This is a genomic window from Streptomyces sp. NPDC001796 (genome assembly GCF_042892355.1).
GTDB lineage: Bacteria > Actinomycetota > Actinomycetes > Streptomycetales > Streptomycetaceae > Streptomyces.
Genome location: NZ_JBIAUC010000002.1, coordinates 32,106 through 46,117 on the forward strand (window position 1 = coordinate 32,106; position 14,012 = coordinate 46,117).

A 14,012-nucleotide genomic window follows, 5' to 3' on the forward strand; every position below is an offset into this window, starting at 1 on the left:
TGCCGACACCGTCGATGGCCTCCTGACCCCGAACGCCGACATCTGCTCCAACCCGATGGTGCGAGACGATGTTCCCGCAGGCCAGGCAGATACCCCACTCGCCAGTACGCCCATGGCGAACGTGAGACAGCCTTTCCCGCACAACGCCCCCTCCCACTAGGGATGTCTTACCCGCCGACACCGACAGTCCATGCCGCGCGCACCGTTTCCCTCCGCTACGGGCGAACATCCTTGCGCCGCCGAACACCCCCGTACGCCCCTTTTTTCGGCACTTGGCGCAATCGATCGACCACCCAGCGTAACCTGGCGCCGACTTGGACGGTTGCTCCGTACATGGTCCACACGGTCCACCCGGTGCCCCCTCCACGAAGGCCACTCGATCCCGGCACGAGCGGCAGGGTGCGGCAGTGGTACGAGAACGAGCTGGGCTGGGCGACGGCGCCCGGAGAGCCGGTGCGGTTGGTCACCGGGGTGCGCTTCGACGTGCTGGAGGTGCCCGCGGAGGCCGGTTTCGCCGCGCTCAGGCATCTGGGGCCGGGGTCCCCGGTCGCGATGTACGCCGGGCGGATGCGGCTGCTGGTGGCGGCGGGCAGCGCGGAGGAGCTGCCGGGACTGCTCGACTGGCTGGAGTGGGGGGCGCTGGCCCTGGACCTCACGGCCACCGGGGCGGGCGGGCAGACGGAGGCACCGCTGCCGCCGGGATGCGTGCCGGCTTCGCCGCCGGATCCGGCCGGCACCCCGGGATCCCGGCCGCTCCCCCTGGACCGGGCTGTTTCACAGGGGGCCGCCGTCTGGCTGCGGCCCCCCGAGCCGGGGTGCGAGGTCGAACAGGTGCTGCCGACGTTGTCGGCCATGGGGGGCGGTGGGGGCGCCCCCGATCTGGTACGGCTGGTCGACACGGTGGCGACGCAGTGCCACCGGGTCCGGCTGCGGCGCGCGTGCGCTCAGCCCATCGCCTTCTCGTAGGCCTCACGGATGGTCGCCGGGACACGGCCGCGGTCGTTGACCTCGTAACCGTTCTCCTTCGCCCAGGCACGGATCTGCGCGGTGTCCTGGGTGCCACCGGAAGCGGCCGCCCTGGCCTTTCCGCGCCCGCCCGAAGCACGGCCCCCGGTACGACGGCCGCCCTTCACATACGGCTCGAGAAGGCCGCGCAGCTTGTCCGCGTTGGCGGTCGTGAGATCGATCTCGTACGTCTTGCCGTCCAGTGCGAACGTGACGGTCTCGTCCGCCTCGCCACCGTCGAGGTCGTCGACAAGAAGGACCTGAACCTTCTGTGCCACCGGATTTCCTTTCATCGATAACTTCAGGGCCGAGGGTCTGCGGCCGGTGCCGCCCGTTTCGCGTCCCCTGTTATATGCAGTACTGCAGTACGTCGGAAAGCAAACCGCTTTTGCCGGAAAAACACAAACCCCACGGGAGAGACCGACGGGGGCCCGGGAGACCGGAAACATGCGCGTTTCGGACATAGGGAACCTGGGCAAGGTCATCGGGCCGAAGCGCGGCTGAATAGTCCCCCCGCGATCGCCCGCCGATCACAGATGCAGAAGCATCCGGCTGTTGCCCAAGGTGTTCGGTTTCACTCGTTCGAGACCGAGGAACTCCGCCACGCCCTCGTCATAGGAACGCAACAGCTCTGCGTAGACATCCTGGTCCACGGGCGTCTCACCGATCTCCACGAAGCCGTGCTTCCCGAAGAAGTCGACTTCGAAGGTGAGACAGAAAACCCGGCGAACACCGAGCCACCTGGCGGTCTGCAGCAACTTCTCCAGCAACTGGTGGCCCACGCCCAGGCCCCTGGCCTCGGGCGTCACCGCGAGAGTGCGGACTTCCGCCAGGTCCTCCCACATCACGTGCAAGGCGCCGCAGCCCACGACCTCGCCGTTGTCGTCGCGTTCCGCGACCCAGAACTCCTGGATGTCCTCGTAAAGCGTGACGGTCGCTTTGTCGAGCAGGATGCCGCGGCGGACGTAGGAGTCGAGGAGGCGGCGCACCGCCGGGACATCGCTCGTCCTGGCCCGTCGGACAGTGATGGCTTTTGCGGTGGCTTCAGGGCGCTTCGCTGGCATGAGCGGACGCTATCGCCCGGTGTCGCCCTCCGCCGAGGCGGGGTTGTTCGGCTCGGGCGCCCCGGCCGGGTTCTCGGGGGCCGTTTCGGCACTCGGGGGCTCCTGGATGCTCTCCGGGCCCTGCACGATGCGCATCGCGTCACGGAGTGCCTGTCTCTGTTCGTCGCTCATCATGCCGAAGAAGGCGACAAGCGCGGCGGCCGGGTTGTCGCTCTGCGACCAGGCGTCGTTCATCAGCGCGGCCGCGTAGGCGGCGCGGGTGGAGACCGCCTCATATCGATAGGCCCGGCCTTCCGCTTCCCGGCGGACCCAGCCCTTCTGATGGAGATTGTCCAAAACGGTCATCACCGTGGTGTAGGCGATGGACCGTTCCTGCTGAAGGTCTTCCAGGACTTCTCGAACGGTCACCGGTCGGTTCCACTTCCACACCCGCGTCATGACCGCGTCTTCGAGTTCTCCCAATGGGCGAGGCACGCTTAGCACAATAGTGGGAGAAGTCACCAATGGCTTGCGGGACGTGCACTTAGGCGGCAAACCACAACAAAAAGGGCGTACGACTCCTAAACCCGCTCAGGGCATGAGTCGTACGCCCGATGGCACGGGGTGCCGTCCGGCAAGGCCCGAGGGCCGCAGGGGGTCAGGCGTCGGCGTCCCCGGACTTGCGGGGTGCGCTTTCCGCGTGCGCGAGGGCCGCGTCGACGGCGGCGTCCTCCTTGGCCTTGTTGGCGCCGCCCTGGGTCTTCACGATCACCCAGATGAGCGCGATGAAGAACACGGCCATGACGACCGGGGGCACGAGCGCGGAGACGTAGTCCATGCGCCAAGAGTAGCCAGGGGTGTCCGAAGGATCCCGGTCGGGTGGGCGTCACCGGATTGCGCCCGATCCGGAGTCCGCCCTTTCGGCAGGCCTAGCCGGCCGCGAGCTGCCCGTGGGAGTGGTTCGGCGGGCTCGGCTTCCGCTTCGGCGGGAAGACCTCGCCGGGGGTCGGGATCGGGCGGCGTGTCGGGCGCGGGGCCTGGGGCTCACGGCGGGGAGCGGGCTTCTCCGGCTTGCGCTCGGGCTTCCGCTCGGGTTTGCGGGTCGGCTCCTCCGGCCGCTCCTCCTCGCTCGCACGGCCGCCGGGAAGCGCCGTCAGACGCGCACGATGGACGGGAACCGCGGCCCTGCGGGGAGTGAGGTGCGCGCGTACGCCGGGCCCGGCCGGTGCCGAAGTCGTCGCACTGGGCGTACGCCGCGACGGGGCGGACGTCGCCTGCTGGGGCAGCAGGGCCCGGCAGCGGTCGAGCAGGGCGGCGGCCAGGGGGGTGCCGCTCAGGGCGCGCAGCGCGGCGAGGTCGTCCGGGGCGGGGCGGTAGCCGGAGCGGAGGGCGTCCTGGAGGAGGATGAGGTAGCCGCCGGCGGCGCCGGGGAGGGCGGCGCGGTAGCGGGCGAGATCGGCCAGCAGGAAGGCCCTCAGGCGGTCGCCCTCGCGTACCGCCGCGTCGACGGACTCGGCGAGGCGGAGGCAGTCCTGGACGTCCTCGGCGGAAGCGGTGCGGGGGTTCAGGGCGAGGGCGAGGGCGCGGCGGAGCACGCGCAGCTCCTCCGCGCCGAAGGCCAGGGCGCCTCGGGATCCGTGTGGCGTGGGCATGCGGGGACGCTACCGCTAATCGGACAAAACGGATCTCTCCGGGTGTCGTGTCGCTCTGGAGTTCCCCCACGTGGGGGCGCGGGTGCGCCTGTTCGCCGTCGAGCTGTTCGTCCGTCGGCGGGTGCTGCCTGTGCGGCTCGTCGCGTCGGCGCGGCGGAGCCGCACATCGACACGCCCCGCGCCCCTGGAGGAGCGCTCAGCCCCCCATACGGGAAACGTTCCGTTCGTACACCAACCGCAGGCCGATGAGTGTCAGCCACGGTTCGTGTTCGTCGATCACCGCCGATTCGCCCAGGACCATGGGAGCCAGGCCGCCCGTCGCGATGACCGTGACGTCCTCCGGGTCGTCCGCCAGTTCTCTGGCCATGCGGGTGACCACGCCGTCCACCTGGCCCGCGAAGCCGTAGACGATGCCCGCCTGCATAGCCTCGACCGTGTTCTTGCCGATCACCGCGCGCGGCCGGGCCAGTTCGATCTTGCGGAGCTGGGCGCCGCGCACTCCCAGGGCCTCGACGGAGATCTCGATTCCGGGGGCGATGACGCCGCCCGCGTACTCGCCGCGCGCCGAGACGGCGTCGAACGTCGTCGCCGTGCCGAAGTCCACCACGATCGCCGGGCCCCCGTAGAGCTCGACCGCCGCGACCGCGTTGATGATGCGGTCCGCGCCGACCTCCTTGGGGTTGTCCATCAGGATCGGCACGCCGGTCTTGATGCCGGGTTCGACCAGGACGGCGGGGACGTCGCCGTAGTAGCGGCGGGTGACCTCGCGCAGTTCGTGCAGGACGGACGGGACCGTCGAGCAGATCGCGATGCCGTCGATGCCCTCGCCCAGGTCCTCGCCGAGGAGCGGGTGCATGCCCATCAGGCCCTGGAGGAGGACCGCCAGCTCGTCGGCCGTGCGGCGGGCGTCGGTGGAGATGCGCCAGTGCTCCACGATGTCCTCGCCGTCGAACAGGCCGAGGACGGTGTGCGTGTTGCCTACGTCGATGGTCAGCAGCATGGGGCTCTACCTACTCCGCCGCTCGCAGGTCCAGGCCGATGTCGAGGATCGGGGAGGAGTGCGTGAGCGCGCCGACCGCCAGGAAGTCGACGCCCGTGTCCGCGTACGCCTTGGCGTTCCCCAGGGTCAGGCGGCCCGAGGCCTCCAGCAGGGCGCGTCCCTTGACGATCGCCACCGCCTCCTCGCACTCGGTGGGCGTGAAGTTGTCCAGGAGGATCAGGTCCGCGCCCGCGTCGACGACCTCCCGCAGCTGGTGCAGGGTGTCGACCTCGACCTCGATCGGCACGTCCGGGAACATCTCGCGGACCGCCTGGAAGGCCTGGGCCACGCCGCCAGCCGCGACCACGTGGTTGTCCTTCACCAGGGCCGCGTCCGACAGGGACATGCGGTGGTTGACGCCGCCGCCGCAGCGGACCGCGAACTTCTCCAGGGAGCGCAGGCCCGGCGTCGTCTTGCGGGTGTCCCGTACGCGCGTCTTGGTGCCCTCCAGGGCGTCCGCCCACGCGCGCGTGGCCGTCGCGATGCCCGACAGGCGGCACAGGATGTTCAGCGCGCTGCGCTCGGCGGTGAGCAGGTCACGGGTGCGGGTGGTGACGGTCAGCAGCTTCTGGCCGGCCTCCACCCGGTCGCCGTCGTCCACGTGGCGCTCGACCTCGAACTCGTCGGTGCACACCACGGAGATCACGGCCTCGGCGACCCTGAGGCCCGCCACGACGCCCGCCTCGCGCGCGGTGAAGTCGCCGGTGGCGACCGCCTCCTCGGGGATCGTCGCGACCGTCGTCACGTCCACGCCGCGGTCCAGGTCCTCCTGGATGGCGACGTTGGCGATGTCCTCGACCTCGACCGGGTCGAGTCCGGCGTCGGCCAGGAGCTGGGCGAGCGCGGGGTCGAGCCCGCACTCCAGGTATTCCTCGTCGCCGTCCGCGCCGCAGGCGCAGCCGTCGCCGCAGCCTCCGGTCGAGGCGAGGGGGAGGTCGTTGTCGCTCACTTCTGTCACTGCTCCTGGGACGCTACGAGGGTCGGGGGGAAGTCTGCGGTGTCCGTGGTGTGCACGGCCAATCCGGAGGGTGCGGCGCGTAGCGCCTCGTTGGAGGGGTGGTGGTGGGAGACGGGCGGGCGGTCCTGATTCAGCCGTACGACGATGTGGCGGCGCCAGTTCGCGTCGTCGCGGTCGGCCCGGTCCTCGCGCCAGTGGCAGCCGCGGGTCTCCTCGCGCAGGAGGGCCGCGGCGACCAGGACGCGGGCCACGCACAGGAGGTTGGTGGCCTCCCAGGTGTCGACGCCGGGCTCGGCGGTCTTGCCGTTCTCGTGGAGGGCGTCGCGGGCCTCGGTGTGCAGCCGCTGGAGCTGGTCGGCGGCCTTGGCCAGGGATTCGGCGGAGCGCAGCACGCCCGCGCCCTCCGTCATGATCCGCTGGATCGCGAAACGGGCCTCGGGACCGAGCAGCGGGTGCGTCGGCTTCTCCGAGTACGGAACGGGCTGCGGCACGCGCGCGTGGAGGCCGTTCTGCCGCTGGTCCCGGGCGATGTCGGCGGCGATGCGCTCGGCATAGACCAGGCCCTCCAGGAGGGAGTTGGAGGCGAGCCGGTTGGCGCCGTGGACGCCCGTGCAGGCGACCTCGCCGCACGCGTACAGGCCCGGCACGGTGGTCCGGCCGTGGGAGTCGGTGCGCACGCCCCCGGAGGCGTAGTGGGCCGCCGGGGCGACCGGGACGGGCTCGGTGACCGGATCGATGCCGTTGGCGCGGCAGGCGGCCAGGATCGTCGGGAAGCGGTGCTCCCACATGTCGGCGCCGAAGTGACGGGCGTCGAGGAACATGTGCTCGGCGTCCTGCTCCTGCATCCGGCGCATGATGCCCTTGGCGACGATGTCCCGGGGCGCGAGTTCCGCCAGCTCGTGCTGTCCGACCATGAAGCGCACCCCGTCGGCGTCCACCAGGTGGGCGCCCTCGCCGCGGACCGCCTCGGAGACGAGGGGCTGCTGGCCCTCCGCGTCCGGGCCGAGGAACAGCACGGTCGGGTGGAACTGCACGAACTCCAGGTCACTGACCTCGGCCCCCGCGCGCAGGGCGAGCGCCACTCCGTCGCCGGTGGACACCGAGGGGTTGGTGGTCGCGGAGAAGACCTGGCCCATTCCGCCGGTGGCGAGGACCACGGCGGGCGCGTGCACGGCGCCCACACCGTCGTGCTGGCCCTCGCCCATGACGTGCAGGGTGACGCCCGCGGTACGGCCGTCGGCATCCGTGAGCAGGTCCAGGACCAGCGCGTTCTCGATCGTGCGCAACCCACGCGCGCGTACCGCCTCCACCAGCGCCCGGGAGATCTCGGCGCCGGTCGCGTCGCCGCCCGCGTGCGCGATGCGGCGGCGGTGGTGCCCGCCCTCGCGGGTGAGCTGGATGCCGCCCTCGTCGTCGGTGTCGAAGTGGGCGCCGGTGGAGATCAGCCGCCGTACGGCGTCGGGGCCCTCGGTGACGAGGATGCGGACGGCCTCCTCGTCGCACAGGCCCGCGCCCGCGACCAGGGTGTCGTCCAGGTGCTGTTCCGGGCTGTCGCCCTCGCCGAGGGCCGCCGCGATGCCGCCCTGCGCCCAGCGGGTGGAGCCGTCGTCGAGGCGCGCCTTGGTGACGACGACCGTGTTCAGGCCGGCGGCGTCGCAGCGCAGCGCAGCGGTGAGGCCGGCCACGCCGGAGCCGACCACCACGACGTCGGCGGAGATGGACCAGCCCGGGGCGGGCGCGTGCAGTCGTATGCCTGTGCCGGTCACGAGGCGGCTCCGTGAGGGTCGACGGGTTCGGGTGCTCCGAAGGAGAGCGGGATGTTGTCGATCAGCCGGGTCGTCCCCACACGGGCGGCGACGGCGAGGACCGCCTCGCCGGTGAAGTCGTCGGGGACGTCGGTGAAGTCCGACGGGTCGACCAGGGCCAGGTAGTCCAGCACCAGTGGCGGGTCCAGCTGGGCGGCCTCGTCCAGGACGAGCTTCGCGGCGGCGCGGACGGCGGCGGGACCGCCGGGCGCGGCCTTGGCGACCGCGTGCGCGTCGGCGGCGGCACGCGACTCGCCTATGGCGCTCAGCGCCTCGGCGCGCGCGTGCGTGGCGGGCACCTCCAGGGCACGCGCGCGCAGCGCCTCCTGGGCGGCGTGCCGGTCGCGGCCCGCGAACAGGGCGCGGGACAGGGCGAGCGCGGTGTGCCGCTCCTGGGGCGAGAGGTAGCGGTTGCGGCTGGACAGGGCGAGCCCGTCCTCCTCGCGCACGGTGGGCACGCCGACGATCTCCACGCCGAAGTTCAGGTCACGCACCATCCGGCGGATCAGGGCGAGCTGCTGGGCGTCCTTCTGCCCGTACAGGGCCACGTCGGGGCGGGTGAGGTGGAGCAGCTTGGCGACGACGGTGAGCATGCCGTCGAAGTGGCCCGGGCGGGAGGCCCCTTCCAGACGCTCGCCCATGGGGCCGGCGGAGATCCGCACCTGGGGCTGGCCGCCCGGGTAGACCTCGTCCGCGGACGGGGCGAACACCACGTCCGCGCCGGACTGCTCGGCCACCTTCAGGTCGGCGTCCAGGGTGCGCGGGTAGCGGTCGAGGTCCTCGCCCGCGCCGAACTGGAGCGGGTTCACGAAGACGGTGACGATCACGAAGCCCTTGCTGCCGATGTGCTTGCGCGCCGCCCTGATCAGGGTGGCGTGGCCCTCGTGCAGAGCGCCCATGGTCATCACGACGGCGGTGCGTCCCAGCACCGCGTGGTGGTCCTGGACGTACCGCAGGTCGTCCACCGTGGGGGCGAGTTCGAAGGGGCGGCGGCTCATCGGTCTTCCCCGTTCTCGGGCAGGTCGGTGCCGTCGGCGAGGACTCCGAGCAGGTCCTCGGCCAGCTCCGGCTTCAGCAGTCCGTGGGCCAGGGCCCGGTCGGCGGTGGCGCGGGCCATCGCCAGGTAGCCGGCGACGGTCTGGGGGGCGTGCCTGCGCAGCTCGGAGACGTGCGCGGCGACCGTGCCAGCGTCTCCGCGCGCGACGGGGCCGGTCAGCGCGGCGTCGCCGGAGCGCAGCGCGTTGTCAAGGGCGGCGCCCAGCAGCGGGCCGAGCATGCGGTCGGGGGCCTCGACGCCCGCCGCGCGCAGCAGCTCCATGGACTGGGCGACCAGGGTGACCAGGTGGTTGGCGCCGAGGGCGAGGGCCGCGTGGTAGAGCGGGCGCATCTCCTCGGCGACCCACTCGGGCTCACCGCCCATCTCGATCACCAGCGCCTCGGCGGCCAGCCGCAGCTCCTCCGGGGCGGTCACCCCGAAGGAGCATCCGGCCAGGCGCTGGACGTCCACGGGCGTGCCGGTGAAGGTCATCGCGGGGTGCAGGGCGAGCGGCAGCGCCCCGGCGCGCAGGGCGGGGTCGAGCACGCGCGTGCCGTACCGCCCGGAGGTGTGCACGAGCAGCTGGCCCGGACGTACGGCCCCCGTCTCGGCGAGGCCTTCCACGAGGCCCGGCAGGGTGTCGTCCGGGACGGTCAGCAGGACCAGTTCGGCGCGCTCCATCACCTCGGAGGGCGGCACGAGCGGCACGTCCGGGAGCAGCTGCTCGGCGCGCCGTCTGGAGGCCTCCGAGACCCCGGAGACGGCGACCGGGCGGTGCCCGGCGAGCTGGAGCGACGCGGCGAGCGCAGGCCCGACCCGGCCGGCTCCGATCACGCCCACGGTGAGCCGCGCGGGGCGGTCCTTGGGGTCTGGCTGCTGGACTGTACTCACTCGACGGTGGCCTTCCCGTTCCAGTCCGCTCTGGGTACCGGACGATTTCTCGTCATGTTAACGCGATTGGGGGGCGAGACGGCCGGTTGTCCACAGGCTGTGGGTTCCCGCAGGTGGTGGCCGGTATGGAAATCGGGGTGCCGCAGGGACGGGCGCGCGGGATGATCCCGGGATGAGGACGAGGGCGGAGGGGGACATGGCGCGAACGGCTGAGCAGGCCGCCGGAGAGCCGGCTCGGGAGGGCGGGGAAGATCCGGCGGAGTCACCCGAGGAGCTGCGGCGACGGCTGCGGGAGCGCCGGATCGCCGCCTACCGGGGTGCGGAGCGCGTGCTGGCGCGGCCGGGGTTCCTGGGGACGCTGCGGGAGCGGCTCGCGCTGCTGGACGGCTCGGAGCGCCTGTACGACCTGGACGAGTCCGGGGACATGTACGGCACGGGGATCGTCGAGGCGCTGGAGGAGAAGGTCGCCGGGCTGCTGGGCAAGGAGGCCGCCGCCTTCTTCCCGACCGGGACCATGGCCCAGCAGGTGGCGCTGCGCTGCTGGGCGGGCCGCACCGGCGACCGGACGGTGGCCCTGCATGCGCTCGCCCACCCCGAGGTGCACGAGCGGAAGGCGTTCAGCGAGGTCAGCGGGTTGCGCCCGGTGTGCCTCACGAGCGAGCCCCGGCTGCCGACCGCCGAGGAGGTGCGCGACTTCGAGGAGCCCTTCGGGGCACTGATGCTCGAACTGCCCCTCAGGGACGCCGGTTTCGTCCTGCCCTCCTTCGAGGAGCTCACCGAGCTCGTCGAAGCGGCGCACGGGCGCGACGCGGTGGTGCACTTCGACGGCGCGCGCCTGTGGGAGACCACGGTCCACTTCTGCCGTCCGCTGGAGGAGATCGCGGGCCTCGCGGACAGCGTCTACGTGTCGTTCTACAAATCTCTCGACGGGTACGGCGGCGCGGCGCTCGCGGGCCCCAGGACCCTCGTCGACGAGGCGAAGACCTGGCGGCACCGCTACGGCGGCGCGGTCTTCCAGCAGTTCCCGACGGTGCTGTCGGCCCTGGCGGGACTGGAGCGGGAACTGCCCCGGCTGCCGGAGTACGTGCGCCACGCGCGCGTGGTCGCCGCCGCCCTGCGCGAGGGGTTCGCGGCGGCGGGACTGCCGTGGGCGCGGGTGCACCCCGACCCGCCGCACACCCACGAGTTCCAGGTCTGGCTGCCGTACGACGCGGACGTCCTCGCTCAGGCCGCCGTCCGCCAGGGCGAGGAGACGGGGACGCTCCTGTTCGCCAACCCCTGGGACCGCGGTGGTCCGGGCCTGGCCTTCACCGAGGTCTACGTACGCGCCGCCGCCCTGGAGTGGACGGCGGACGACGTGAGGAAGGCGGCGGTTCAGTTCGTGGAGCGGCTGCCTGGAGTCGACGGGTCCGTTTGACGGCCTCCGTCAAACGAGGGCGGCTCTGTCAGTGGCGGGGTGCAGCATGAGGCCATGAGCGTGGACATCGACATCAGCGGGCTGCGGCCGGAGAGGGTTTCCGTCGTGCCCTCTCCCCTGGCCGAGCTCAGCATGGCGCTGCACGCACTGGCCGAGCCGGCGCACCATCCGGGCCTTCAGGGATGGGTGACGGGCGTGACCGCCCGGCTCGACTCGCACCTGGCCGACCGGATGTGCGAGGCCGACTTCCTGTGGCGGACCACGTTCTCGGACCTGTTCCTGCCCTACGCGGGCGTCCCGGGCCGCGCGGCCCTCCCCGGCGCCACGCTCGCCGAGGACATGGACCTGCTGGACAAGCTCAGCGACGAGCAGTTCGTGGACGCGGCCCTGGAGTTCACCTGCGCCACGTGCTACAGCACGCCCGGCCCGACGGCGCTCTCGGACGCCGGGGTGCGGGCGCGCGCCCTGGAACTGGCCGCCGCGCGGGGGCCTCGCCAACTGCGCTTCACCGAGCGGCTGCTGGCCGACCCACCGCGCACTCGGGCCTGGCTGCGGCAGTTCCTCCAGGACTGCGACGAGGCGTTCTTCGCCGACGCCTGGTCGCGGCTGCGCCACCAGCTCGCCGCGGACGCCCGCCACAAGACGGACCTGCTGCGGCGCAAGGGTCTGGCGGAGGCACTGGCGGCCGTTTCGCCCGCCGTGACGCTGGACGAGACGAAGGCCAGGATCGTCGTGGACAAGCTCGGTGAGGGCCGCACCACCGCCGGGGACGGCGGCCTGCTGCTCGTCCCGACGAGCCTCGGCTGGCCGCACCTGATGGTGCTTCACCGCCACAGCTGGCAGCCGGTGCTGCACTACCCGGTCGCGTCCCCCGAGCTGTCGGCGCCGCCCTCGCTGGAGCAGCTGACCCTGCGGATGACCGCACTGTCCCACCCGGTGAGGATGCGCATCTGCCGCCATCTGGCCCGCAGCGCGTACACGACGAGCGAGCTGGCGCAGGCGCACGGGATGACCGCCCCCGAGATATCCCGGCACCTGGGCGTCCTGAAGAAGGCCGGTCTGATCACCACCCGCCGCCGCGGCCGGTACGTCCTGCACCAGATGGACGTCACGGCGGTGGCCCGGCTCGGCAGCGACTTCCTGGAGGGCATCCTCAGGTAGGCGCGCACCGGCCCGGCCGGCCGCAGCCCAGTGGTGCTCAGCCGTGCCCGCCCGCCCGGACGAGCCCCGTCTCGTAGGCGAGGACGACCACCTGCACCCGGTCCCTGAGCCCCAGCTTGGTCAGGATGCGGCCGACATGGGTCTTCACGGTCGCCTCGGACAGCACCAGCCGGGCCGCGATCTCGCCGTTGGACAGGCCCTGGGCCACCAGCACCATGACCTCACGCTCGCGCTCGGTGAGCCGGTCCAGCTCCTTGTGCCGGGGCTCGGTGCTGCCGCCCGGCAGCATCGGTGCGAACCGGTCGAGCAGCCGGCGGGTCGTGGACGGCGCGACCACGGCGTCGCCGCTGTGCACGGCGCGGATGGCGGCGAGCAGCTCGCCGGGCGGCACGTCCTTGAGCATGAAGCCGGAGGCGCCCGCCTTCAGCCCCGAGAACGCGTACTCGTCGAGGTCGAACGTGGTGAGGATCAGAACCTTGGGCGGGTTCGGGTCCGCGCAGATGCGGCGGGTCGCCTCCACACCGTCCAGCTTCGGCATGCGCACGTCCATCAGCACCACGTCGACCTCGGTCGAACGCAGCACCTGAAGGGCCTCGACGCCGTCACCCGCCTCCGCGACGACCTCCATGTCCGGCTGGGCGGCCAGCACCATCCGGAACCCGGTGCGCAGCAGCACCTGGTCGTCGACGAGCATCACGCGGATCGGCATGGCGGGGGTCCTCCGGTCGGTGGGTGTCGGGCGGGCTGGGGCGGGCACGTGTCAGTGGGCCGGTTTCAGCGGAAGCAGGGCACTGATGCGGAAGCCTCCTCCGGGGCGGGGGCCCGCGTCCAGGGTTCCGCCGACCATGCCGACGCGCTCCCGCATGCCGATCAGACCGTGGCCCTGGCCGTCGAGGCCGCCCTCCTCGTAGAGCTCGTGCGGGGCGCCCTTGCCGTCGTCCTCCACGAGCAGTCCGAGACCGTCGTCGAAGTACACCAGGCGCACGCTGGCGCCCGCGCCCGGCCCCCCGTGCTTGCGGGTGTTCGTGAGCGCCTCCTGCACGATGCGGTACGCGGTGAGCTCCACGCCGCTGGGGAGCGGGCGCGGGGTGCCCTCCACCTTGAAGTCCACGGGCAGGCCCGCGCTGCGGCACTGCTCGACCAGCTCGTCGATCTGTTCGACGTCGGGTTGCGGGACGTACTCGCCCCCCTCCTTGTGCTCGCCGGTGCGCAGCACGCCGAGCAGGCGGCGCATCTCGGCGAGCGCCTGACGGCCGGTGGTGGAGATCGTCTCCAGGGCCTTCTTCGCCTGGTCGGGGGCGGTGTCGAGGACGTAGGCGGCGCCGTCGGCCTGCACCACCATCACCGAGACGTTGTGCGCGACCACGTCGTGCAGCTCGCGGGCGATACGGGCGCGCTCGGCGGCGACCGCGACCTTGGCCTGCGCCTCGCGCTCCTTCTCCAGCCGGGCGGCGCGCTCCTCCAGCTGGGCGAAGTAGGCGCGCCGAGTGCGCAGGGAGTCACCGAGGACCCAGGCGAGCGCGAAGGGCACGGTCTGGAAGACGGCTATCGCGATGTTGCCGAGGACGCTGGAGTGGTGTTCCGGCCAGCGGACCGCGGCCAGGGTGCCCGCGCCCAGGCCGGCGATCAGGCCGACGCGCGAGGCCCAGCGGGCCCCCAGGGCGGCGACCGAGTAGATGATCACCAGCATCGCGAAGTCGGCGATCATCGGCTGCTCGTCCAGGACCAGCTGGGCCAGGCCCATGCCGGCGGCGACGATCAGCATCTTCTCGGGCATGCGGCGGCGCAGCGCGACAACGACGCAGAGCACGACGGAGACGGCGAGCCCGACCGGGAGCGATCCGTGGTGGTCCGGCGCCCCGTTGAGGTTCGTCAGACTCACGCAGGAGAGCCCGAACAGGACGACGGCCCAGAAACTGTCGACCCAGGTGGGATGCCTGCGGAGGAAGTCATAGAGGCGCTGCACGTAACCCAGAGTAGGGAAACGCGCAGGGTGCGGGGGTCA

Annotated in this window: 15 protein-coding genes; 3 read left to right on the top strand and 12 right to left on the bottom strand. The window is 72.2% G+C overall.

Annotated features, from left to right (window positions below):
- The first annotated feature begins 333 nt into the window (after positions 1-333).
- Entirely contained in the window at positions 334-966 is a 633-nt protein-coding gene (locus ACFYZE_RS03650) for an SCO3374 family protein (protein WP_388988023.1), read from the top strand.
- Here the strand turns inward: ACFYZE_RS03650 and ACFYZE_RS03655 are convergent.
- The 10 genes from ACFYZE_RS03655 to ACFYZE_RS03700 all read right to left on the bottom strand — a co-directional run bounded on the left by ACFYZE_RS03655 (position 945) and on the right by ACFYZE_RS03700 (position 9,429).
- Complete coding sequence (locus tag ACFYZE_RS03655; protein WP_388988026.1) at positions 945-1,283, bottom strand: Lsr2 family protein; 339 nt, start codon at positions 1,281-1,283, stop codon at positions 945-947. The genes ACFYZE_RS03650 and ACFYZE_RS03655 overlap by 22 nt on opposite strands.
- Positions 1,284-1,535: 252 nt before the next feature.
- On the bottom strand, positions 1,536-2,069 hold the full coding sequence (locus tag ACFYZE_RS03660; RefSeq protein WP_103842139.1) for an amino-acid N-acetyltransferase: 534 nt from the start codon (positions 2,067-2,069) through the stop codon (positions 1,536-1,538).
- 9 nt (positions 2,070-2,078) lie between these two features.
- The gene (locus ACFYZE_RS03665; RefSeq protein ID WP_388989507.1) at positions 2,079-2,507 is read right to left on the bottom strand and encodes a BlaI/MecI/CopY family transcriptional regulator; all 429 of its coding nucleotides are present in this window, start codon (positions 2,505-2,507) and stop codon (positions 2,079-2,081) included.
- Positions 2,508-2,706: 199 nt separating this feature from the next.
- Positions 2,707-2,886, bottom strand: a complete 180-nt coding sequence (locus tag ACFYZE_RS03670; RefSeq protein WP_388988030.1) for a hypothetical protein — start codon at positions 2,884-2,886, stop codon at positions 2,707-2,709.
- 91 nt (positions 2,887-2,977) lie between these two features.
- Positions 2,978-3,700, bottom strand: a complete 723-nt coding sequence (locus ACFYZE_RS03675) for a hypothetical protein (protein ID WP_388988033.1) — start codon at positions 3,698-3,700, stop codon at positions 2,978-2,980.
- A gap of 196 nt (positions 3,701-3,896) precedes the next feature.
- Positions 3,897-4,700, bottom strand: a complete 804-nt coding sequence (locus tag ACFYZE_RS03680) for a type III pantothenate kinase (RefSeq protein ID WP_388988036.1) — start codon at positions 4,698-4,700, stop codon at positions 3,897-3,899.
- Positions 4,701-4,710: 10 nt separating this feature from the next.
- A complete protein-coding gene (gene nadC / locus ACFYZE_RS03685; RefSeq protein WP_388988039.1) occupies positions 4,711-5,688 on the bottom strand; it encodes a carboxylating nicotinate-nucleotide diphosphorylase in 978 nt (325 codons plus the stop codon).
- Between the two features lie 5 nt (positions 5,689-5,693).
- Complete coding sequence (locus ACFYZE_RS03690; RefSeq protein ID WP_388988042.1) at positions 5,694-7,463, bottom strand: L-aspartate oxidase; 1,770 nt, start codon at positions 7,461-7,463, stop codon at positions 5,694-5,696.
- Entirely contained in the window at positions 7,460-8,500 is a 1,041-nt protein-coding gene (gene panC, locus ACFYZE_RS03695) for a pantoate--beta-alanine ligase (RefSeq protein ID WP_388988045.1), read from the bottom strand. The genes ACFYZE_RS03690 and panC overlap by 4 nt, the downstream gene beginning before the upstream one ends.
- Positions 8,497-9,429, bottom strand: a complete 933-nt coding sequence (locus tag ACFYZE_RS03700) for a Rossmann-like and DUF2520 domain-containing protein (protein WP_388988048.1) — start codon at positions 9,427-9,429, stop codon at positions 8,497-8,499. The genes panC and ACFYZE_RS03700 overlap by 4 nt, the downstream gene beginning before the upstream one ends.
- A gap of 196 nt (positions 9,430-9,625) precedes the next feature.
- Here ACFYZE_RS03700 and ACFYZE_RS03705 point away from each other — a divergent pair, with 196 nt between their 5' ends.
- Positions 9,626-10,846: a threonine aldolase family protein gene (locus ACFYZE_RS03705; protein WP_388988050.1), complete on the top strand. Its 1,221-nt coding sequence runs from the start codon at positions 9,626-9,628 to the stop codon at positions 10,844-10,846.
- A gap of 54 nt (positions 10,847-10,900) precedes the next feature.
- A complete protein-coding gene (locus tag ACFYZE_RS03710) occupies positions 10,901-12,007 on the top strand; it encodes a DUF5937 family protein (protein ID WP_388988053.1) in 1,107 nt (368 codons plus the stop codon).
- Between the two features lie 37 nt (positions 12,008-12,044).
- On the opposite strand, the gene ACFYZE_RS03715 is transcribed toward ACFYZE_RS03710, so the two are convergent.
- The gene (locus tag ACFYZE_RS03715; protein ID WP_388988056.1) at positions 12,045-12,716 is read right to left on the bottom strand and encodes a response regulator; all 672 of its coding nucleotides are present in this window, start codon (positions 12,714-12,716) and stop codon (positions 12,045-12,047) included.
- A gap of 51 nt (positions 12,717-12,767) precedes the next feature.
- On the bottom strand, positions 12,768-13,973 hold the full coding sequence (locus ACFYZE_RS03720) for a sensor histidine kinase (RefSeq protein ID WP_388988059.1): 1,206 nt from the start codon (positions 13,971-13,973) through the stop codon (positions 12,768-12,770).
- Positions 13,974-14,012 lie beyond the last annotated feature (39 nt).